At 63.0% G+C, this 20,360-nt stretch carries 17 protein-coding genes; 10 read left to right on the forward strand and 7 right to left on the reverse strand.

Going from position 1 to position 20,360, the window contains the following annotated elements; translation table 11 throughout:
* Positions 1-101: 101 nt before the first annotated feature.
* From ACYU03_RS17140 to ACYU03_RS17160, 5 genes are read left to right on the forward strand one after another with little or no spacing between them, the layout of a single operon-like run.
* The gene (locus tag ACYU03_RS17140) at positions 102-1,934 is read left to right on the forward strand and encodes an extracellular solute-binding protein (protein ID WP_461885829.1); all 1,833 of its coding nucleotides are present in this window, start codon (positions 102-104) and stop codon (positions 1,932-1,934) included.
* Positions 1,931-3,784, forward strand: a complete 1,854-nt coding sequence (locus ACYU03_RS17145) for an extracellular solute-binding protein (RefSeq protein WP_461885830.1) — start codon at positions 1,931-1,933, stop codon at positions 3,782-3,784. The genes ACYU03_RS17140 and ACYU03_RS17145 overlap by 4 nt, the downstream gene beginning before the upstream one ends.
* A gap of 1 nt (position 3,785) precedes the next feature.
* Complete coding sequence (locus tag ACYU03_RS17150; RefSeq protein WP_461885831.1) at positions 3,786-4,859, forward strand: microcin C ABC transporter permease YejB; 1,074 nt, start codon at positions 3,786-3,788, stop codon at positions 4,857-4,859.
* Position 4,860: 1 nt separating this feature from the next.
* The gene (locus tag ACYU03_RS17155) at positions 4,861-5,880 is read left to right on the forward strand and encodes an ABC transporter permease (protein WP_461885832.1); all 1,020 of its coding nucleotides are present in this window, start codon (positions 4,861-4,863) and stop codon (positions 5,878-5,880) included.
* Position 5,881: 1 nt separating this feature from the next.
* Positions 5,882-7,504 carry an ABC transporter ATP-binding protein gene (locus ACYU03_RS17160; protein WP_461885833.1) on the forward strand — a complete coding sequence of 541 codons (1,623 nt, stop codon included), beginning with the start codon at positions 5,882-5,884 and terminating at the stop codon, positions 7,502-7,504.
* Positions 7,505-7,689: 185 nt separating this feature from the next.
* On the opposite strand, the gene ACYU03_RS17165 is transcribed toward ACYU03_RS17160, so the two are convergent.
* From ACYU03_RS17165 to ACYU03_RS17195, 7 genes are all read right to left on the reverse strand, one after another.
* On the reverse strand, positions 7,690-8,742 hold the full coding sequence (locus tag ACYU03_RS17165) for an AI-2E family transporter (protein WP_461885834.1): 1,053 nt from the start codon (positions 8,740-8,742) through the stop codon (positions 7,690-7,692).
* 12 nt (positions 8,743-8,754) lie between these two features.
* Positions 8,755-9,543: a DUF4892 domain-containing protein gene (locus ACYU03_RS17170; protein WP_461891490.1), complete on the reverse strand. Its 789-nt coding sequence runs from the start codon at positions 9,541-9,543 to the stop codon at positions 8,755-8,757.
* A gap of 104 nt (positions 9,544-9,647) precedes the next feature.
* Positions 9,648-10,502: an alpha/beta hydrolase gene (locus ACYU03_RS17175; RefSeq protein ID WP_461885835.1), complete on the reverse strand. Its 855-nt coding sequence runs from the start codon at positions 10,500-10,502 to the stop codon at positions 9,648-9,650.
* Positions 10,499-11,287 (reverse strand): alpha/beta fold hydrolase, encoded by a 789-nt coding sequence (locus tag ACYU03_RS17180; protein ID WP_461885836.1) that lies wholly within the window; start codon positions 11,285-11,287, stop codon positions 10,499-10,501. Before ACYU03_RS17180 ends, ACYU03_RS17175 begins: the two co-directional genes overlap by 4 nt.
* Before the next feature lie 132 nt (positions 11,288-11,419).
* Positions 11,420-11,875 (reverse strand): phosphohistidine phosphatase SixA, encoded by a 456-nt coding sequence (gene sixA / locus ACYU03_RS17185; RefSeq protein WP_461885837.1) that lies wholly within the window; start codon positions 11,873-11,875, stop codon positions 11,420-11,422.
* A complete protein-coding gene (locus tag ACYU03_RS17190) occupies positions 11,872-12,219 on the reverse strand; it encodes a DUF4389 domain-containing protein (RefSeq protein WP_461885838.1) in 348 nt (115 codons plus the stop codon). The genes sixA and ACYU03_RS17190 overlap by 4 nt, the downstream gene beginning before the upstream one ends.
* A 16-nt stretch (positions 12,220-12,235) precedes the next feature.
* Positions 12,236-13,261, reverse strand: a complete 1,026-nt coding sequence (locus ACYU03_RS17195; protein WP_461885839.1) for an NAD(P)H-dependent glycerol-3-phosphate dehydrogenase — start codon at positions 13,259-13,261, stop codon at positions 12,236-12,238.
* Between the two features lie 124 nt (positions 13,262-13,385).
* Between ACYU03_RS17195 and ACYU03_RS17200 the strand changes: the two genes are divergently transcribed.
* The 5 genes from ACYU03_RS17200 to fabB all read left to right on the forward strand — a co-directional run bounded on the left by ACYU03_RS17200 (position 13,386) and on the right by fabB (position 20,327).
* Positions 13,386-15,533, forward strand: coding sequence for a TonB-dependent receptor plug domain-containing protein (locus ACYU03_RS17200; RefSeq protein WP_461885840.1), 2,148 nt, complete (start codon positions 13,386-13,388; stop codon positions 15,531-15,533).
* Positions 15,533-16,426, forward strand: coding sequence for an ABC transporter substrate-binding protein (locus tag ACYU03_RS17205; protein WP_461885841.1), 894 nt, complete (start codon positions 15,533-15,535; stop codon positions 16,424-16,426). The genes ACYU03_RS17200 and ACYU03_RS17205 overlap by 1 nt, the downstream gene beginning before the upstream one ends.
* Positions 16,423-18,354: an ATP-binding protein gene (locus ACYU03_RS17210; RefSeq protein WP_461885842.1), complete on the forward strand. Its 1,932-nt coding sequence runs from the start codon at positions 16,423-16,425 to the stop codon at positions 18,352-18,354. The genes ACYU03_RS17205 and ACYU03_RS17210 overlap by 4 nt, the downstream gene beginning before the upstream one ends.
* A gap of 225 nt (positions 18,355-18,579) precedes the next feature.
* Positions 18,580-19,095, forward strand: a complete 516-nt coding sequence (fabA, locus tag ACYU03_RS17215; RefSeq protein ID WP_461885843.1) for a 3-hydroxyacyl-[acyl-carrier-protein] dehydratase FabA — start codon at positions 18,580-18,582, stop codon at positions 19,093-19,095.
* Between the two features lie 11 nt (positions 19,096-19,106).
* A complete protein-coding gene (gene fabB / locus ACYU03_RS17220; protein WP_461885844.1) occupies positions 19,107-20,327 on the forward strand; it encodes a beta-ketoacyl-ACP synthase I in 1,221 nt (406 codons plus the stop codon).
* Positions 20,328-20,360 lie beyond the last annotated feature (33 nt).

The following is a 20,360-nucleotide window of genomic DNA, read 5'->3' on the forward strand; positions in this document are numbered from 1 at the left end:
CAGGCCCAGCGACACTGCCTGCGCAGCACTCTTTTTCCATCCGATACAAGCTGTTACTGTAGCTCGAACAAAGCCCAAGCCGCCTGGATCGGATCACTGACTTGATACGTCCCCTCCTGTTGCTGACATTCAGCCTGGCCTTGAGCTTTCCCGCAGGCGCAACGGTCAGCGAAAGCCACGGTTACGCCCAGTTCGGCACGCTCAAGTACCCGGCTACATTCACCCACTTCGACTGGGTCAACCCGCAGGCGCCCAAGGGTGGCACCTTGCGGGCCATGGCGTTCGGCACATTCGACACCCTCAACCCCTACACCTTCAAGGGCAGCAGCCCGGTGACCACGCCGAACTTCCTGCAGTACGGCGTCAGCGAATTGAACGAGCCTCTGATGGTCGGTACCGGCCAGTACGACCCGTCTGGCGACGAGCCGACCTCCAGCTACGGCCTCATTGCCCGCTCGGTGGAGTACAGCGAGGACCGCAGCTGGGTAGTCTTCAACCTGCGCCCGGAAGCCCGCTTCCATGACGGCAAGCCGATCACTTCCGCCGATGTGGCGTTTTCCTACAACATCCTGCTCAAGGAAGGACACCCGATCTACCGCACCAACCTGCAGGAGGTGAAACGGGTCGATGTCCTCGGGCCACTGCGCATCCGCTTTGTCTTCAAGCGCGCCGGCAACCCGCTGCTGATCCTGCGCCTGGGCGAAATGCCAGTACTGCCTAAGCACTACTGGCAAGGCCGTGACTTCAAGGCCACTACTTTCGAGCCGCCCCTGGGCAGCGGCCCATACCGCATCACCCAAGTTCGCCCCGGGCGCAGCCTGGTATTCGAGCGGGTGAAGAACTACTGGGGCAGGAACCTGGCAGTCAACCGTGGCAAGTACAACTACGACCGTGTCGAATACGAGTTCTACCGAGATTCGACGGTCGCTTTCGAAGCCTTCAAGGCCGGCGAGTTCGACATCTATATCGAGCACCAGGCGAAGAACTGGGCCAATGGCTATAACTTTCCGGCGATACGCCGTGGCCAGGTGATCAAGGCCCAGATCCCGCACAAGATCCCAACCCAAACCCAAGGCCTGTTCATGAACAGCCGCCGGGCCAACTTCAGTGATGCGCGGGTGCGCCAGGCCCTCGGCCTGATGTTCGATTTCGAGTGGACCAACCGCGCCCTGTTCAGCAGCGCATACCGCCGCTCGACCAGTTACTACCCCAACAGCGAGTTCACCGCCAGCAGCCTACCGCAAGGCAAAGAGTGGCTGTTACTGGCGCCCTATCGTGACCAACTGCCCGCGGTTCTGTTCAAGGAGCCCTACCAGGTCAGTCACACAGACGGACGCGGCATCAGCCGTCACACCCTACGCCAGGCACTGGGTCTGTTCGCCCAGGCCGGCTGGACGCTCAACGGCCAGCGCCTGCAAGACAGCAAGGGCCGCCCGTTCAGGATGGAGCTACTGCTGGTCAACCCGAACCTCGAACGCATCCTGCAACCTTATGTCGAGAATCTGGCCAGCATCGGTATCGACGCACGCTTGCGCACCGTGGACCGGGCCCAGTACAAACAGCGCCTGGACCAGTTCGATTTCGACATGATTCTGATGACCCTGAACCAGCCCATCAGCCCCGGTTTGGAGCAATGGCTGTACTTCCACTCCAGCCAGGCCGACGTCAAGGGCAGCAAGAACTATGCTGGCATCAAAGACCCGGTCGTCGACCACCTGCTCGACACCCTGCTCGCCGCTCGCACCCGCGACGACCAGGTCGCCGCCGCCCGCGCCCTGGACCGGGTGCTGTCGTGGCAGTACTACATGATTCCCAACTGGTATCTCGATAATCACCGCCTGGCCTACCGTAACCGGTTCGCCTTCGTCACCACGCCGCCCTACACCCTGGGCCTGAACAGCTGGTGGCTCAAGACTTCGGAGAACGCCAAATGATGCCAACGCACCGACTGCGCCGTCTGGCCGGCAGCCTGTTGCTCGCCTGCCTGAGCGTCCCAGCGCTGGCTGCCCCGCAGCATGCCTTGACCCTGTATGACGAGCCGCCCAAATACCCGGCGAACTTCAAGCACTTCGACTACGTCAACCCCGACGCCCCCAAGGGGGGCACCTTCCGCCAATCCAGCTTCGGCGGCTTCGACAGCCTCAACCCATACATCAGCAAAGGTGTGGCGGCAGAGGATGTCGTCCTGATCTACGACACCCTGATGACCCAGAGCCTGGACGAGCCCTTTACCGAGTACGGCTTGGTCGCCGGCAAGATCGAAAAGGCCCCGGACAACAGTTGGGTACGCTTCTACCTGCGGCCGGAAGCGCGTTTCCATGATGGTCATCCGATCCGCGCCGACGACGTAGTGTTCACCTTCAACACCCTGATCACGCAAGGCGCGCCGCTGTTCCGCGGTTATTACGCCGACGTCGCCGAAGTGGTCGCCGAAGACCCGCTGCGGGTGCTGTTCACCTTCAAGCACAAGAACAACCGGGAGCTGCCATTGATCCTCGGCCAGTTGCCGGTGCTGCCTAAACACTGGTGGGAAGGCCGCGATTTCGGCCGCGGCAACCTGGAAATCCCACTGGGCAGCGGCCCCTACAAGGTGGCCCAGGTCAAGGCCGGGCGCTCGATACGCTACGAGCGGGTCAAGGACTACTGGGCCAAGGACCTGCCGGTGAATCGCGGTTTCTATAATTTCGATGTGCTGACCTACGACTCCTACCGCGACAATACCGTCGCCCTGGAGGCGCTCAAGGCAGGCCAGTTCGACTACTGGCTGGAAACGAGCGCGAAGAATTGGGCCACCGCCTACAACGTGCCAGCGGTGCGAGAGAAGCGCCTGATCCGCGAAGAGCTACGCAACGGCAATCCCACCGGCATGCAGGGCTTCATCTTCAACCTGCGTCGCCCGCTGTTCCAGGACATCCGGGTACGCGAGGCACTGAGCCTGCTGCTGGATTACGAATGGACCAACAAGCAGCTGTTCAATGGTGCCTACACCCGCACCGGCAGTTACTTCGAGAACTCGGAGATGGCCGCCCGCGAACTCCCGGACGCCGACGAGTTGAAGATCCTCGAGCCCCTGCGTGGCAAGATTCCCGAACAGGTCTTCACCCAGGCCTTCGCCAACCCGGTCAGCGACGGTAGCGGCATGATCCGCGACCAGCAGCGCAAGGCCTACAGGCTACTGCAAGAAGCCGGCTGGAAGATCGTCGACGACAAGATGGTCGACACCCAGGGCAAGCCGGTCTCGATCGAATTCCTCCTCGCACAGACCGAATTCGAACGCATCCTGCTGCCCTTCAAACGCAACCTGGCCGACCTCGGCATCGACCTGAACATCCGTCGGGTGGACGTTTCACAGTACATCAACCGCCTGCGTTCACGTGATTTCGACATGATCGTCGGCGGCTTCCCGCAATCCAACTCGCCGGGCAACGAACAGCGTGAGTTCTGGTCCAGCAGCAGCGCCGACAACCCCGGCAGCCGCAACTTCATCGGCCTGCGCGACCCGGCCATCGACAGCCTGGTTGAAAGCCTGATCAATGCCGACTCGCGGCAGAGCCTGATCGCCCATACCCGGGCACTGGACCGAGTGCTGCTGTGGGGCTACTACGTAATTCCCAACTGGCACATCAAGACTTGGCGCGTAGCCTACTGGAACCACATCGGCCATCCTGAGGTATCACCCAAGTACGACATCGGTATCCATACCTGGTGGATAAAGCCCGACGTAGCCCCGGTGGTGCCGCAGGCGCCGGCGCAAGAAGCGCCGACCAAGGACGAGGCGAACTGACATGCTCGCCTATATCCTGCGGCGCCTGCTGCTGATCATCCCGACCCTGTTCGGCATCCTGGTCATCAACTTCATCATTATCCAGGCCGCCCCCGGCGGCCCGGTCGAGCAGATGATCGCCAAGCTCGAAGGCTTCGACGGCGCCACCAGCCGCATCGCTGGTGGGGGGGCCGAGGTTTCGGTGGCTGGCTCCAACTACCGTGGTGCCCAAGGCCTGGATCCGGCGCTGATCGCCGAGATCGAACGCATGTACGGCTTCGACAAATCGCCCCCGGAACGCCTGTGGATCATGGTCAAGAACTACGCCAAGCTGGACTTCGGCGAAAGCTTCTTCCGTGATGCCGAGGTCATCGACCTGATCGCTGAAAAGCTGCCGGTATCCATTTCCCTCGGGCTGTGGAGCACCCTGATCATGTACCTGGTGTCGATCCCCCTGGGGATCGCCAAAGCGGTGCGCCACGGTAGTCACTTCGACGTCTGGACCAGTTCGGCGATCATCGTCGGCTACGCCATCCCCGCGTTCCTCTTCGCCATCCTGTTGATCGTACTGTTCGCCGGCGGAAGCTACTTCGACTGGTTCCCCTTGCGCGGCCTGACCTCGAACAACTTCGACGAGCTGAGCACCACCGGCAAGGTCCTCGACTATTTCTGGCACCTGGTGCTGCCGGTCACCGCGCTGGTCATCGGCAACTTCGCCACCATGACCCTGCTGACCAAGAACAGCTTCCTCGACGAGATCAACAAGCAATACGTGGTCACCGCCAAGGCCAAGGGCCTGAGCCGGCCGCGGGTGCTCTACGGGCACGTGTTCCGCAACGCCATGCTGCTGGTGATCGCCGGTTTCCCCTCAGCCTTCATCGGTATCTTCTTCACCGGCTCCCTGCTGATCGAGGTGATTTTCTCACTCGACGGCCTCGGCCTGATGAGCTTCGAAGCGGCGATAAACCGCGATTACCCGGTGGTCTTCGGGACCCTGTTCATCTTCACCTTGCTGGGGCTGGTGGTGAAACTGATCGGTGACCTGACCTACACCTTGGTCGATCCTCGCATCGACTTCGCCAGCCGGGAGCACTGACATGGCCTTGTCTCCTCTGAACCGTCGGCGCTTCGAGCGCTTCAAGGCCAACCGGCGTGGCTGGTGGTCGCTCTGGCTGTTCCTGATCCTATTCGGGCTGAGCCTGGGGGCCGAACTGATCGCTAACGACAAACCGATCGCCGTGCGCTACGACGGCGAATGGTATTTCCCGGCGTTCAAACGCTACCCGGAAACCACCTTCGGCGGCGAGTTCCCCCTGGAGGCCAACTACAAGAGTCCCTACATCCGCGAACTACTCGCGGCCAAGGACAGCTGGGTGCTCTGGGCGCCGATCCCGTTCAGCTACCAAAGCATCAACTACGACCTCAAAGTCCCGGCCCCGGCCCCGCCCTCCGCAGACAACTGGCTAGGCACCGATGACCAGGGACGTGACGTGCTGGCCCGGGTGATCTACGGTTTCCGCGTGTCGGTGCTGTTCGCCCTGACACTGACCGTGCTCAGCTCCATCGTCGGTGTCATCGCAGGTGCCCTGCAGGGTTTCTACGGCGGATGGGTAGACCTGGTCGGCCAGCGCTTCCTGGAGGTCTGGTCGGGCCTGCCGGTGCTCTACCTGCTGATCATCCTCGCCAGCTTCGTCCAGCCAAACTTCTGGTGGCTGCTGGGCATCATGCTGCTGTTCTCCTGGATGAGCCTGGTGGATGTGGTGCGCGCCGAGTTCCTGCGCGGCCGCAACCTGGAGTACGTGCGCGCCGCCCGCGCCCTGGGCATGCGCAATGGCGCGATCATGTACCGGCACATCCTGCCCAATGCGATGATCTCGACCATGACCTTCATGCCCTTCATCCTCACCGGTGCCATCGGCACCTTGACCGCCCTGGACTTCCTCGGCTTCGGCCTGCCGCCAGGCGCACCATCGCTGGGTGAGCTGGTGGCCCAGGGCAAGTCCAACCTGCAGGCGCCCTGGCTGGGCATCAGTGCCTTCGCCGTACTGGCCCTGATGCTGAGCCTGCTGGTGTTCATCGGCGAATCCGCCCGTGATGCCTTCGACCCGAGGAAATGACATGAGCGAACACAACCTGATCGAAATCCGTGATCTCGCGGTCGAGTTCGTCACTGGTGAGCAGGTCAACCGCGTGGTCGATGGCATCAGCTTCGACATCCGCAAGGGCGAGACCCTGGCTCTGGTCGGCGAAAGCGGCTCGGGCAAGTCGGTCACCGCGCATTCGATCCTGCGTCTGCTGCCCTACCCCTTGGCCCGCCATCCCAGCGGTAGCATCCACTACGACAAGCAGGACCTACTGCAACTGGGCGAAAAGCCCATGCAGCGCATTCGTGGCAACCGCATCGCGATGATCTTCCAGGAACCGATGACGTCGCTGAACCCCTTGCACAGCATCGAGAAGCAAATCAACGAGATCCTCCTGCTGCACAAGGGCCTGACCGGCAAGGAAGCCACTGCGCGCACCCTGGAGCTACTGGAACTGGTTGGCATCCCTGAGCCGCGCAAGCGTCTCAAGGCCCTGCCCCATGAACTCTCCGGAGGCCAACGCCAGCGGGTGATGATCGCCATGGCCCTGGCCAACGAGCCGGAACTGCTGATCGCCGACGAACCGACCACAGCCCTGGACGTGACCGTACAGCTGAAGATCCTCGACCTGCTCAAGGACCTGCAAGCGCGGCTGGGCATGGCCCTGCTGCTGATCAGCCACGACCTCAACCTGGTCAAGCGCATCGCCCACCGCGTCTGCGTGATGCAACACGGACAGATCGTCGAACAGGCCGACTGCGACGCCCTGTTCCAAAGCCCCCAGCACCCCTACACACAAATGCTGATCGGCGCCGAACCCAGCGGCCTCCCTGCCGATAACCCGGTCGGTGCGCCCCTGCTCGAAGTCGACGACCTGCGCGTCTGGTTCCCGATCAAAAAGGGCCTGTTGCGGCGCACCGTCGACCACGTCAAGGCGGTCGACGGTATCAACTTCAGCCTGCCCCAGGGCCAGACCCTGGGCATCGTCGGTGAAAGTGGCTCGGGCAAGTCGACCCTTGGCCTGGCCATCCTCCGGTTGATCTCCAGCCAGGGCGGCATCCGCTTTCAGGGCCAGCCGCTGGAAAGCCTGAACCAGAAAGACGTGCGCCCCCTGCGACGGCAAATGCAGGTGGTGTTCCAAGACCCCTTTGGCAGCCTCAGCCCACGCATGTGCGTGGCCGACATCGTCGGTGAAGGCCTGCGCATCCACCGCATCGGCACAGCGCAGGAACAGGAAGCCGCGATCATCGCCGCCCTCGAGGAAGTCGGCCTCGACCCACGCACCCGCCACCGCTACCCCCACGAATTCTCCGGAGGCCAGCGCCAACGCATCGCCATTGCCCGCGCCCTGGTACTCAAGCCGGCACTGATCCTGCTCGACGAACCGACCTCGGCACTGGACCGCACCGTACAACGCCAAGTCGTGGAACTGCTGCGTTCATTGCAGAGCAAGTACAACCTAACCTACCTGTTCATCAGCCATGACCTCGCCGTAGTCAAAGCGCTCAGCCACCAGCTCATGGTGATCAAACACGGTCACGTCGTGGAGCAAGGCGATGCCCAAGCGATCTTCCATGCGCCACAACACGCCTACACCCGGCAACTACTGGAAGCGGCATTCCTCGACAACGACTGCGCCAACACCGCGCCGCAATAGCGACGCGGTGCCTCCTGCCTCTCTCGCTCTTGCAACAGCGAAGCGCATTGCGCCTTTGATCTTGCTTTTGACCCACCCGCCCCGTTAACCAGTAGGGCCGAGCGGAGGTATCGTGGAAGGACTAGTGTGCAGCACCTTCGGCGTCAGCCGAAGTTGCGCAACGTAAAGCCAACCCCAAAAGCCCCTCATCGCTGAACCGGCGGCGGCCCCGCACTCCGACTCCAATCCAGCAACAAGCTATAAGCCACCGCCAACAGGGTCGGCCCGATAAACAACCCGATGAATCCGAACGCCAGCAAGCCCCCGAACACCCCAAGCAACACGATCACCAACGGCAAGTTACCGCCCCGGCTGATCAGATACGGCTTGAGCACGTTGTCCACGCCGCTGATGATAAAAGTCCCCCAGATCCCCAGGAACACCGCCATGCCGTACTCGCCCTTCCAGATCAGCCAGCCCGTGGCCGGTATCCAGACCAACGGCGGCCCCATGGGGATCAGGCTGAGCATGAAAGTGACCAGCCCCAGCACCAGCGCTCCTGGCACCCCAGCGATGAGAAAGCCAATCAGTGCCAGCAGCCCCTGGGCCGCAGCGGTGCCAATGACCCCGTTGACCACCCGTTGCACGGTGGCGGCCACCAGACCCAGGTAGTACTCGGCACGCTCGCCCATCAGCCGCTGCAGCAGACGCAGGACAAAGGCCGCCAGGCGCGGCCCGTCACGGTAGAAGAAAAAAACGAACACCAGGCTCAGGGTCAGCTCGAGGATGCCACTGCCGATCTGCGCGCTGCGCGCCAGCAGCCAGTTGCCGACCTGGCCCAGGTAGGGCTTGACCGAGGCCAACAACGCCGCGCCCTGCTGGTCCAGCGTGTTCCACATACCGACCAGGCGCTCGCCCACGAATGGAATCCCCCCCAGCCAATCTGGCGCATCGGGCAGGCCATCGACCTGGACATCACGGACGAAAGCAGTGGCATCGCGAATGTGATCCGCCAGGTTGAAACCCAGCCAGACCAGCGGCAAGGCTACCAACAGCATCCAAACCCCCGTAAGCAGGCCCGCGGCCAGGCTCTCCCGCCCACGGAGCAGACGCGTCAGCAGGCGCATCAGGGGCCAACTGGCGAAGGCCAGGATCGCCGCCCAGAGCAGCGCCGAAATAAACGGCGCCATCACCCACAGACCGGCGCCCAACAGCGCCAGCAAGATGATCTGGACCAGCAGACGGTCATTGTTGGGCATGATTGGGCTCACTCAGGGGATCAGTTCAAGATGCAGGCCTTCGGTCGATACCGCCCCCACTTCCAGGCGAGCACTGCGCACCCCGGTGCGAACCAGTTGCTCACGCCAACCTTCAGCCTGAGCGCCGCTGAGACTGGCGCGCAAGGTGCTGTCCAAGTTCAGGCTGCGTCCGAGCAAGTTCACCCAGTCCTCCTGAGGTTCAGCGAGGTCCGGATAGTCGAGTTTGCCCGTGTCGCGCAACTCGCGCAGGACGGTCGCCGCTGTCGGCAACACCGTGCCCAGCGGGCTGTCGGCGACGAACTCCTCCACATGCAGGTACGCCCGCTTGTTGCCCCGGGTCACACTGTATAGCGACACCAGCGTATTGCTCTGCTCGCCGGAACGGCGCAGGAGGATAAAAGCCTGCTGCTCGTCGCCACCATTGAGACGGGCGTTCCCGAAGATATCGTTGGCCCACAGGCTGGCCTCGCCGCAGTCACGCCCCTGGCACCAGAACAAAGGATAGCCACCCTCTCGCTGCAAGGCTTCGCGGGCGCTGGTGAACGCCTCGCGAGCAGTACGTTCACGGGGCAGCTCATAGGTAGTGGAACTGACCTGGCCGCGGCTCTCGACCTTCTCTTCCAGCCGCAGGCGGCCACTGATCTTGCGCAGCGGCCCCATCGGATAGAGGCGTTCCTGCTCCACGGCAGGACGTTCGTCGACCACTTTGGCATCGACCGGTAAAGGCAGACTGGCAGCCCAAAGCAACGGGCTGGCTAGGCACAGGCACGCGGCCATGGCATTTCGAATAGGACCATGCATGCTCATCGGCCGCTCACATCAAGAATAAGGTCATGGGTGTCTGGCATGTTCATCGGTTGTCTCCCTGTTCAACCCGCCAAGCCTCGACACTTGCCCGACGCAAGTCAAGAAAAGCCAAAGAAGCGATTGAAACAGTCTGCAACAAGCGCTGCGCCCTGTTCATCATTCAGGTGCAGATGATGGCCACCGGGCAGGGTTACCTGCTCAAAGGGTAGCTGCTCGAGCAGGCTTGTGTGGCGAGCCAGCATGCCGTCAGCCGCCACCACCAGACACGCCGGACAACTCACCCGGCGGACGAAAGCCAGGGCCTGGTCTTCGTTCAGGCGAGTGGGTGACGGCAAGGTCAGGCGGCTGTCGCTGCGCCAGCTGTAGCCGCCCGGCACCGGCATCAGGCCGCGTTGGGCGAGCAGCTCGGCGGCTTCGCGACTGACCGCGACCATGCCCTTCATGCGCGCCTGCACCCCCTCCTCCAGGGTCGCGTACACAGACTTGCGCTTGCCATCCAGGCGCAACTGCGCCTGCAGGGCCATGCCCATGCGCTCAGCGGCGTCTTGCGGGCCGCCGGTGGGTGGAATCACGCCGTCGATCAATGCCAAGTGGCTGATCCGCTCCGGTAAGGCGCCCGCCAGTAGTACCGAGATGATGGCCCCCAGCGAATGCCCGAGCAGACCGAAGCGTTGCCAACCGAGCTGCTCGGCCACCCGCAGCACATCGTGTACATAATCGGCCGGGGCATAGCTGGCACCGATCGGCCTGTGCTCGGAATAACCATGCCCGGCGAGGTCCAGGGCGACGATGCGCAACCCCTTCAGGTGTGGCGCCAGACGGGCGAAGCTGTTGGCATTGTCCAGCCAGCCGTGCAGAGCGATCACCGGCAGGCCGTCGGCCGGCCCGAACAGGTGCGCAGCCAATTCGATATGGCCAAGGCTCAGGCGCACCTCCTCAACTTGGGCGTTCATGCTTGGCTCCAGCGGTCGAACAGGCCCTTGATAAGGCTGGCAGTGTCCGTCGGCCGCTCCAACGGGAACATGTGGCCGCCCGGCAGGCTGTGGTATTCGCCCTTGGGTATGCCACGCACCGCGTAGGCATGATGTCGGCGGATCACCCGGCTCTGGCTGCCACGCACCATGGCCAGTGGGATCTGCAACTGCCGCACAGGCCCAGGGCTGACATGGGGCAGGCTCCGGTAGATGCTGATCTCGGTAGCAGGGTCGAAACTCAAGCGCAGGCCGTCATCGACAGTTTGCAGGCCATGTTCGAGGTAGGCCTCGAAACAATCCGGGTCGAAATGGCGGAACAGGGTCTTGTCGGCAAAGTAGGCACGGGCGGTCTCGCGATCAGGAAACGCTTCGCGCCGCCCGAGGGTGCGCCCCGCTGGGGTGAGACGGTCAATGAAACCCCAGCGCTTGGCGGTACGGATCAACCACTGGTCGGCCCGGGTCAGTACCGGTGAGTCGAGCATGACCACGCCGCGGTAGTACTGGGGGCAGCGCATGGCCGCATGCAAGTGCAGCACACCACCGAGCGAATGCCCTACCCCCCAGACCGGCTCGGCCTGTTGCTGCAGGTGATGGAGCAGTTCGTCAACCAAGCTTTGCCAGTTGTCGTTGACCGGAAACCGAGGGTCATGGGCATGCTGGGCCAAATGCCGGACCTCGTAGTCCGGCGCCAGAGCGGCGAACAGTTTGGCGTAGGTGGCCGAGGGGAAGCCGTTGGCATGGGCGAAGAAGATCTGCTGCGACATGACCGTCCGGTCCGATGAGGAAATGATGGCCCATTGTCGGCACGCCGGCTTACCCCGGCAATGCCCGGATAAGCCATCGGTGAGGGTGATCAGGTCAAACGACAGGCCCTCACACACCCTTCGCCAGACCGCTCAGGGCGCGTAAAGACCAGCCAGTGTCATCAACCCCGCCAGCGGCCAATCGCCTTCGAGCTCCGCCAGGGTGGCGGTGCTCATGGCGGCAGGAGCCTGGTAGTGGCCGTGCTCGAGGAATCCTACCAAGGCCCCTACCAATGGCTGGTGGCTGACCAGCACAATCTGCTCCAGGCCCAACCGATCCAGCTCGGCAATCACCTGCAGTGGATCGGTCTCGGGGGTCAGCCACGGCACAGTACGCACTGGCTCGGCGAGGCCCAACACCTCATGCACCAACGCGGCGGTCTGCTGGGCGCGCACGTAGGGGCTAGCGACGATCGCTTGCAAGGGCTGGCCGAGCAGGCGTGCTGCACTGCGCAGCACCTGCTCGCGGCCGTGGGCGGTCAGGCGCCGTTGTGCATCGCTATTGGCATGCGGTTCGGCCTCGCCGTGGCGCAATACCCAAAGCTTCACAGCTTGGGCTCCTCGTCACGCACCGGGTGCTCGGCCGGGGCCACGCGGTGCGGCGCCTCGCCTTCAGGCGTACGCGGGGTCGGCCAGTCAGCGAAGGGCCAAGGCTTCTGATCGGTGTGGAAGCTGCCGAACCGGCCGATCTGAGCGAGGAACTGGCTGAGACTGTCGCCGAAGTTCATCAGGCTGGCACTCGGCGCGCCATAGACCAGGCGATAGATCAACTGCACCAGCACCAGGCCGCCGAGCAGCAGCTCGGCCAGTTGCCAGACCACCAGGAACACCAGCATCCACAGGACGCGCAAGATGATCGATTCGCGCTGGGCGCGGTTCGGGGAGTCGCTCATGTGTTGCTCCTGTACGTCAGTTGAAACCGCTGGTGGGGATGAAGTCGATATCAGTCTTCGGCTCGGCGCGCATCAATAACTCGATCACCTGGTTCAAGGTGCGGCCCTCGAAGAGAATGGCATGCAGGCCCGCCACCAGGGGCATGTACACCTGCAGTTCCTGGGCCTTGGCCTTGAGCACCTTGAGGGTGTTGACCCCTTCGGCCACCTCACCCAGGCGGTTGACTGCCTCTTCCAGGCTCAGCCCCTGCCCAAGGGCATGGCCAACCTGGTAATTGCGGCTCTTGGGCGAGGAGCAGGTGACGATCAAGTCACCGACCCCGGCCAACCCGAGAAAGGTCATCGGGTTGGCGCCCTGGCTGACGGCGAACCGGGTCATCTCGGCCAAGGCCCGGGTAACGAGCATGCTCTTGGTGTTCTCACCCATCCCCATGGCCGCAGCCATGCCAGCCATGATGGCGTAGACGTTCTTCAGCGCGCCACCCAGCTCTACACCAAATCGATCGGCACTGGCGTAGACACGGAAGGTACGCCCATGCAGCACGGCCTGCACGCGCTGGCACAGGTCCTCATCCTCGCTGGCCACCACGGTGGCGGTCAGGGCATGCTCGGCTATTTCGCGGGCCAGGTTCGGCCCCGACAGCACACCAATGCGCGCGTCGGGCGCGATTTCTTCGAGAATCTGGCTCATCAGCTTGAAACTTTGTGCCTCGATACCCTTGGTCAGGCTGACCAGACATTTGCCACGCAACAACCCGGCATGGGGCGCCAGCACACTGCGCAAGGCACTAGAGGGCAAGGCAACGAAGATCAGCTCGCTGGCCTGCAGGGTCGCTAGCAGGTCATTGACCGGCTCGACCGCCGCTTGGAGCTTCACGCCTTTGAGATAACGCGGGTTCTCCCGATTGTTGCGCATGGCCTCGACCTGCTCGGGGTCGCGCATCCACTGCCGTACCCGAGCGCCATTTTCCGCCAGCAGGTTCGCCACGGCGGTACCGAAACTACCGCCTCCAAGAACTGCAACAGGCTGCTGTTCAGTCATATCCAATCCGTTTAATCCAATAATAGAAAGTGGCGACTCGCGCATTATACGGGCCGAGCCGGGCAGGACCAGTGGCAGGCACCGCGATCACAGGTCACTGGCAAAAGCCGTACGGTCGGTTAACATGCCTGGCTCACCCTTGAAACAAGGCCGTACCGTGCTCTCTGGCCCGCCACCTGCCCCACGCCTGTTGTTGCTGACTGCCCTACTGGGCGGTCCAGCGCTGGCAGACGATCTGTTCATTGACAACCAAACCCTGCCACAGGTTCTGACCGCAACCCGACTGAAACAATCGCCCGCGGCGGTTCCCGGCAGCATGACCGTGCTGGACAGTGAGTTGATTCGCGCTAGCGGTGCCCGCGATATTCCCGAGCTGCTGCGCCTGGTGCCAGGCATGATGATCGGCTACGGCGCCGGCAACCAGCCGACGGTCAACTATCACGGCGGCAACGTCAGCGACGCCCGGCGCATGCAGGTACTGATAGATGGCCGATCGGTGTACCGGGCAGGCCTGGCCACGGTGGACTGGAGCGACATTCCCCTGGCCATGGAAGACATCGAGCGGATCGAAGTGTTCCGCGGCCCCAACACGGTCAGCTATGGCGCCAACGCCCTGATGGCGGTGGTCAACATCCTGACCCGCAACCCCGCCGACAGCCATGGCACGCGCCTGAAAATCACCCGCGGCCAGGACGGCATCAATGACTGGTACGCCAGCCAGGGCATGGGTTGGGACGGCGGCGACCTGCGCCTGTCGCTGTCGGGCATGGCCGACGACGGCTTCGACAGCACCCCGTCCGGCCAAGACTACCGCGACAGCCGCCGCCTGACCCGCTTCAACCTCAGCGCCAGCCACAACCTGGCAGCCAACCAGAGCCTTGAGTGGCAATTGGCGGCCAAGGAAGGCAGCAACCAGCGTCCCTACACCTACAAGCCGGTATTCCCCTACGTCACGGCCGCCGGTAACAACGCCGACATCAATGCCAAGGACTATGCTGGTTCGCTGCGCTGGAACATCGACTTCAGCCCCGAACACAGCCTGTATATCCAGGGATCGGCGCAACATTTCGAGCGTGAGCAGGTCTGGCGCGCCTGCGATGCCGCGTTGTCGTTCAGCCCGGAGCTGACCCGCCTATGGCAACTGAACCCAGACTTTGCCGAACAGGTGGCGCGCAACATCAACGCACCGCCCAGCCGCAACGATCCGCTGCAGCAGGCGCTGCGCGACCAGGTCAAGCACCAGTGGGACAACGAGGGCGGCAGTCAGGTGGTCTGTGGCGACGTCGACCAAAGCACCCGGGAAACCCGTTACGACCTGGAAGTCCAGGACACCCTCAGCCTGACCGACAACCTGCGCCTGCTCAGCGGCTTCAACTACCGCTATGATCGCGCCGACTCGCAGACCTACTTCAACGGCAGCCTCGACGACCAGACCTGGCGCCTGTTCGGGCAACTGGAATGGCGTGCCGACGAACACTGGATTCTCCAGGGCGGCGCCATGTTCGAGGACACCCGTCTGGCAGGCAGCTCGCTGACCCCGAGGGTGGCGGTCAACTACCTGATCACCCCGCGCCACGGCATACGCGCGGTGTACTCCGAAGCTGTACGCTCGCCGGACATGTTCGAGAACAACGTCAACTGGAGCTACCGGGTCAACAACCTCAGCCCCACCGCTTTCGGCCAGCAGCACGGCGAATATTTCGTCAAGACCCGCGGCCCGGGCAACCTCGACCAGGAGCGGATGCGCTCGCGGGAGCTGGGCTACAACGGCTATTTCAGCGCAATCGACCTGAGTCTGGATGTGAAGTTGTTCTACGACGAGATCACAGGGATGATCAGCGAGCCGCTGCGCAACAACCAATACATCGCCAGCAACGCCAACAAATCCCGCTTCTCCGGCAGCGAAGCCCAGATGGACTGGCGCCCGACCCTGAATGACCGCCTGCGCCTGACCTACGCCTACGTCGATGCCTGGGCCAGCAACCCCAACGACCGAAGCATGAGCGCGCGCAACAGCGGCTCGGCCGGCTGGATACGTGACTGGGGCAAAGGCTGGTCCAGCGCCCTGTTCTACTACGGTGCCGATGCCCTCAACGAGTATCGCTATGAACGCCTGGATCTGCGCCTGGCCAAGCGAATCCGCTGGCAGGGCACCAGCCTGGAACTGGCCGCCCTGTGGCAGCAACGCCTGGATGACGAGCCGACCACCCTCTACGAAAACCGCTACGACAGCCGCCATCGCCTGAGTTTCAGCGCGGAGCTGGAGTTCTGATGGTCCGCCTGCTGCGCTGCCTGCTGCTGTTGTGCCTCTGGCCGGTAGGCACGCTGTCAGCCAGCGAAATCCTGGTCGTCGGCGCCGAGGAGTCACCGGGCATTCGCAGCTTCGTGGCAGCACTGGATGCGTATCGACCGCAGGATCATGTGCACTTCATGCCGGTGGCCCGACTGCCGCAGCCAGGCCAGCTGAAAACCGACACCCGCCTGGTGCTGCTCGACAGCGTCGCGCTGGAATGGCGCCTAGGGGAGACCGCCGGCCCTCCCGCGCTGGCCCTGCGCATCAGCCGCGTGCAAGCCCAGCAGCGCCTGGGAGAACTGCGCCCGGCCTACCTGAGCCTGCTCTGGAGCGACCCTCCCGCGGCCCGGCAATTGCGCCTGACCCGCTACCTCCTGCCGCAGGCGCGCCGGGTCGGGGTGCTGTATGCCGAGCACAGCAGCTTCCTGCTCGACGAGCTGCGCCAGGCGGCCGGCCCGCTGGGCCTCGAGATCGTCGCCCAGGCATGGCCGGACCTGCGCGACAGCCGTCCGCTACAGCACCTGCTGGGCAACAGCGATGTGCTCCTGGGTATCGACGATCCGCAGCTGTACAACTCCAAGACCGCCAAGAACCTGCTGCTCAGCAGCTATGCCCGACAGATGGCGCTGATCGGCCCCAATGCCGGCTTCGTCCGCGCGGGTGCCCTGGCCAGCACCTTCAGCGACCAGGACGACTGGCTGGCGGTAATCGACCGTCTGCTCGACCAGCCGCCAGCCAAATGGCCACGCAGCCTTTACCCCGACCATTTCGGAGTCAACGGCAACCAACAAGTGGCCCGGGCGCTGGGCCTCGAACCCATTGATCCGAACGCCGCCGCCCTGGCCCTGGCCGAAGGAGAAACCGTCCCATGAGCAAGCGCCGGAGCTGGGATATCCATACCCGCACCCAGATTATCAGCCTGGGCCCCGCCCTGCTGTTGACGCTGCTGCTGATCAGCTTCTTCACCTTCGTGCGTATCCAGGACCTGCGCCAGGAACTCAATCACACCGGCCAGTTGATCGCCAACCAGTTGGCGCCTGCTTCCGAATACGGCGTGATTTCCGGCAACAACGAAGTGCTGGAAAGCCTGGTGCATGCCACCCTGAGCATTCCCCACGTGCGCTTTCTCGAGGTGCAAGACAGCCGCAACCACATCCTGGTCTATGTCGAGCAAGCGGATGAAAGCACCAACCGCGCTCAACAGGTGGAAGTGTTCCAGGCACCGATCCGCTTGCAGCAGATCCGCCTGGACAACGACTTCCTGCTGCAGGGCAAGAGCCCTGCTCCCAGCGTCGGCGACGACTACCTGGGGCGCGTGATCGTCGGCATGTCCGATGACGCCTTCAACCAGCGTCAGCAAGAAATCGTCATCAAGGCCGGGATCCTGGCCTTGTTCGCCCTGTTGTTCACCTTCCTCCTGGCGCGCCGCCTGGCCTTGAGCCTGGCCAAGCCAATCAGCGACATGGGCCATGCGGTCAAGGCCATCCAGCAGGGTGAGTTCGACGCGCCGTTGCCGGTGGTCGACGACAGCGAATTGGGCCATCTTGCCCTCCATATCAACAACCTGGCCAGCGCCTTGGCCCAGGCCAGCCATGAACAGCAGCAGGCCATTGCCCAGTTGATCCAGGCACGCGAAGAGGCGGAACAGGCCAACAAGGCCAAATCCGACTTCCTGGCCATGATGAGCCATGAATTGCGCACGCCGCTGAACGGCGTGCTGGGCATGCTGCAATTGCTCGAGACCACCCGACTGACCAGCGAACAGGCCGAATACACTGCCGTGGCCAGCGAATCCACCGGGCACTTGCTCAAAGTGATCAATGACATCCTCGACTTCTCGCGCATCGAACGCACCGCCCTGGAACTGGAGCATATCGACTTCAACCTGGGCGAGGTGATCGGCAGCAGCGTGCAGTCGTTCCAGCACAGTGCCCAGCAACAGGGCCTTGAACTGCGCCTTGAGCTGCCGCCAGGCATCGAACAGTTGCAGGTGATCGGCGATCCGACCCGCATCCGCCAGATCCTGCTCAACCTGATCGGCAATGCGCTGAAGTTCACCGAACAAGGCCGGGTCGAGGTCGAAGCGCGCTGGCAAGTGCTCGACCGCCAATTGATCTGGTTCACCTGTGCGGTACACGACACAGGCATCGGTATCGACAGCAACCGCCTGGAGATGATGTTCATCGCTTTCCAACAAGCCGACAGCTCAATCTCCCGGCGCTATGGCGGTACGGGCCTGGGACTTTCCATCGCCCGCACCCTAGCCGAGCGCATGGGTGGCCAACTGCGGGGCGAAAGCCGTGAAGGCCAGGGGTCTACCTTCACCCTGGAAATGCCGCTGTCGCTGTCCAGCGCGCCGGCCGCCCTGCTCATCCAGGATCCGCTGGCCCAGCCCCATACTGCCCAGGGGCGGCGCATTCTGCTGGTGGAAGACAACCCGGTGAACCAGACAGTCATCGAAGCCATGCTGCGCAACCTGGGCTTCGAGGTGAGCATCGCGGTCGATGGCACCCAGGCCGTGGAGCAAGTCAGCCGCGAAGGTTTCGCCGCTGCCCTGATGGACTGCCAACTGCCCCAAGTCGACGGCTACGAGGCTACCCGGCGCATCCGCCAGTTACCCCTGGGTGCGCACCTGCCGATCATCGCCTTGACCGCCAATGCCTTGCAGGGCGATCGCGAACGCTGCCTCAAGGCCGGGATGAACGATTACCTCAGCAAGCCCTTCAAACATGCCGACCTGAAACGCACATTGGAGCGCTGGCTACCCGGCCAGACAGCTGCGACTGGCGATAAATGCTAAATTGCGGCAGTCTAGGGAAACTGCAACAGGCCTCAAGGGCTGGACAGGACCGTCTTCGGCCCTGAAAATAAACATTTCAGTGCACAGGTGTACTCTTTTACGCTGCGCACTGTGACTTTCACTACAACGCAATAGTCTACCTGTAGGCTACCGCCCCATGCGCAAGCACTCTGGGTCGGTCGGGAAGATTTGCCCCCGCCGCATGGGGATTATTGAGGAGCTCGCATGACCAAACAAAACGCCTTTACTCGGGAAGACCTGCTGAGCTGCAGTCGCGGTGAGCTGTTCGGCCCAGGTAATGCGCAACTGCCCGCACCGAACATGCTGATGGTCGATCGCATCACCCATATCAGCGCCGAAGGGGGCAAGTACGGCAAAGGTGAATTGGTCGCCGAGCTGGATATCACTCCTGACCTGTGGTTCTTCGCTTGCCACTTCGAAGGCGATCCGGTAATGCCGGGCTGCCTGGGTCTGGACGCCATGTGGCAACTGGTCGGCTTCTATCTCGGCTGGCAAGGCCTGCCGGGCCGCGGCCGTGCGCTGGGTTCGGGCGAAGTGAAGTTTTTCGGCCAGGTCCTGCCGCAAGCGAAGAAGGTCACCTATAACATCCATATCAAGCGCGTCCTCAAAGGCAAGCTGAACATGGCCATCGCCGATGGCTCGGTCAGCGTCGACGGCCGCGAGATCTACACCGCCGACGGCCTACGGGTCGGCGTGTTCACCTCCACTGACAATTTCTAAGGGTTATTCGCATGCGCCGCGTCGTTATCACTGGTCTGGGCATCGTTTCGTGCCTGGGCAATGACAAAGCTACCGTCACCGAAAACCTGCGCAAGAGCCGTCCGGGCATTCGTTTCAACCCGGAATACAAGGAAATGGGGCTGCGTAGCCAGGTTTCCGGATCCATCGACCTGAACCTCGAAGAACTGATCGACCGCAAGGTCTTCCGCTTCGTCGGCCACGCAGCTGCCTACGCCTACCTGGCGATGCAGGATGCGATCAAGGACTCGGGCCTGAGCGAAGAGCAGGTGTCCAACCCGCGTACCGGCCTGATCGCCGGCTCCGGCGGCGCTTCGACCCTGAACCAGATGGAAGCCCTGGACATCCTGCGCGAGAAAGGCGTCAAGCGCGTTGGCCCGTACCGCGTCACCCGGACAATGAGCAGCACCGTTTCGGCGTGCCTGGCCACCCCGTTCAAGATCAAGGGCCTGAACTACTCCATCGCCTCCGCTTGCGCCACCAGCGCGCACTGCATCGGCACCGCCATGGAGCAGATCCAGATGGGCAAGCAGGACATCGTCTTCGCCGGCGGCGGTGAAGAAGAGCACTGGAGCCAGTCGTTCCTGTTCGACGCCATGGGCGCCCTGTCCAGCCAATACAACGAGACCCCGGAAAAGGCCTCGCGCGCCTACGACGCCAACCGTGACGGCTTCGTCATCGCCGGCGGCGGTGGCATGGTGGTGGTCGAGGAACTGGAACACGCCCTGGCCCGTGGCGCCAAGATCTATGCCGAAGTCGTCGGCTACGGCGCCACCTCCGATGGCTACGACATGGTAGCCCCGAGCGGCGAAGGCGCCATCCGCTGCATGCAGATGGCCATGTCCACCGTCGACACTCCGATCGACTACCTGAACACCCACGGCACCTCGACTCCGGTCGGCGACGTCGCGGAGATCAAAGGTGTACGTGAAGTGTTCGGCGACAAGGCACCGGCCATCAGCTCCACCAAGAGCCTGTCCGGCCACTCCCTGGGCGCCGCCGGCGTTCACGAGGCCATCTACTGCATGCTGATGATGGAAGGCGGCTTCATCGCCGGCTCCGCCAACATCGACGAGCTGGACCCAGCCGTTGCCGACATGCCGATCGTGCGCGAAACCCAGGAAAACGCCAAGATCGACACCGTGATGAGCAACAGCTTCGGCTTCGGTGGCACTAACGCCACCCTCGTGCTCAAGCGCTGGCAGGGCAAGTAAGCCTTGATGTGCTAAAGAAAACGCCCCGATTTC

This window comes from Pseudomonas sp. X10, assembly GCF_054889225.1.

Excerpts from the sequence above, each read along its gene's own strand:
- ACYU03_RS17205 (WP_461885841.1), top strand. The coding sequence starts at position 15,533 with ATGGTCCGCCTGCTGCGCTGCCTGCTGCTGTTGTGCCTCTGGCCGGTA.
- ACYU03_RS17180 (WP_461885836.1), bottom strand. The coding sequence starts at position 11,287 with ATGTCGCAGCAGATCTTCTTCGCCCATGCCAACGGCTTCCCCTCGGCC.
- ACYU03_RS17195 (WP_461885839.1), bottom strand. The coding sequence starts at position 13,261 with ATGACTGAACAGCAGCCTGTTGCAGTTCTTGGAGGCGGTAGTTTCGGT.
- ACYU03_RS17175 (WP_461885835.1), bottom strand. The coding sequence starts at position 10,502 with ATGAACGCCCAAGTTGAGGAGGTGCGCCTGAGCCTTGGCCATATCGAA.
- ACYU03_RS17210 (WP_461885842.1), top strand. The coding sequence starts at position 16,423 with ATGAGCAAGCGCCGGAGCTGGGATATCCATACCCGCACCCAGATTATC.
- fabB (WP_461885844.1), top strand. The coding sequence starts at position 19,107 with ATGCGCCGCGTCGTTATCACTGGTCTGGGCATCGTTTCGTGCCTGGGC.
- ACYU03_RS17160 (WP_461885833.1), top strand. The coding sequence starts at position 5,882 with ATGAGCGAACACAACCTGATCGAAATCCGTGATCTCGCGGTCGAGTTC.
- ACYU03_RS17170 (WP_461891490.1), bottom strand. The coding sequence starts at position 9,543 with ATGCATGGTCCTATTCGAAATGCCATGGCCGCGTGCCTGTGCCTAGCC.
- ACYU03_RS17155 (WP_461885832.1), top strand. The coding sequence starts at position 4,861 with ATGGCCTTGTCTCCTCTGAACCGTCGGCGCTTCGAGCGCTTCAAGGCC.
- ACYU03_RS17150 (WP_461885831.1), top strand. The coding sequence starts at position 3,786 with ATGCTCGCCTATATCCTGCGGCGCCTGCTGCTGATCATCCCGACCCTG.
- fabA (WP_461885843.1), top strand. The coding sequence starts at position 18,580 with ATGACCAAACAAAACGCCTTTACTCGGGAAGACCTGCTGAGCTGCAGT.
- ACYU03_RS17165 (WP_461885834.1), bottom strand. The coding sequence starts at position 8,742 with ATGCCCAACAATGACCGTCTGCTGGTCCAGATCATCTTGCTGGCGCTG.
- ACYU03_RS17145 (WP_461885830.1), top strand. The coding sequence starts at position 1,931 with ATGATGCCAACGCACCGACTGCGCCGTCTGGCCGGCAGCCTGTTGCTC.
- ACYU03_RS17190 (WP_461885838.1), bottom strand. The coding sequence starts at position 12,219 with ATGAGCGACTCCCCGAACCGCGCCCAGCGCGAATCGATCATCTTGCGC.
- ACYU03_RS17200 (WP_461885840.1), top strand. The coding sequence starts at position 13,386 with ATGCCTGGCTCACCCTTGAAACAAGGCCGTACCGTGCTCTCTGGCCCG.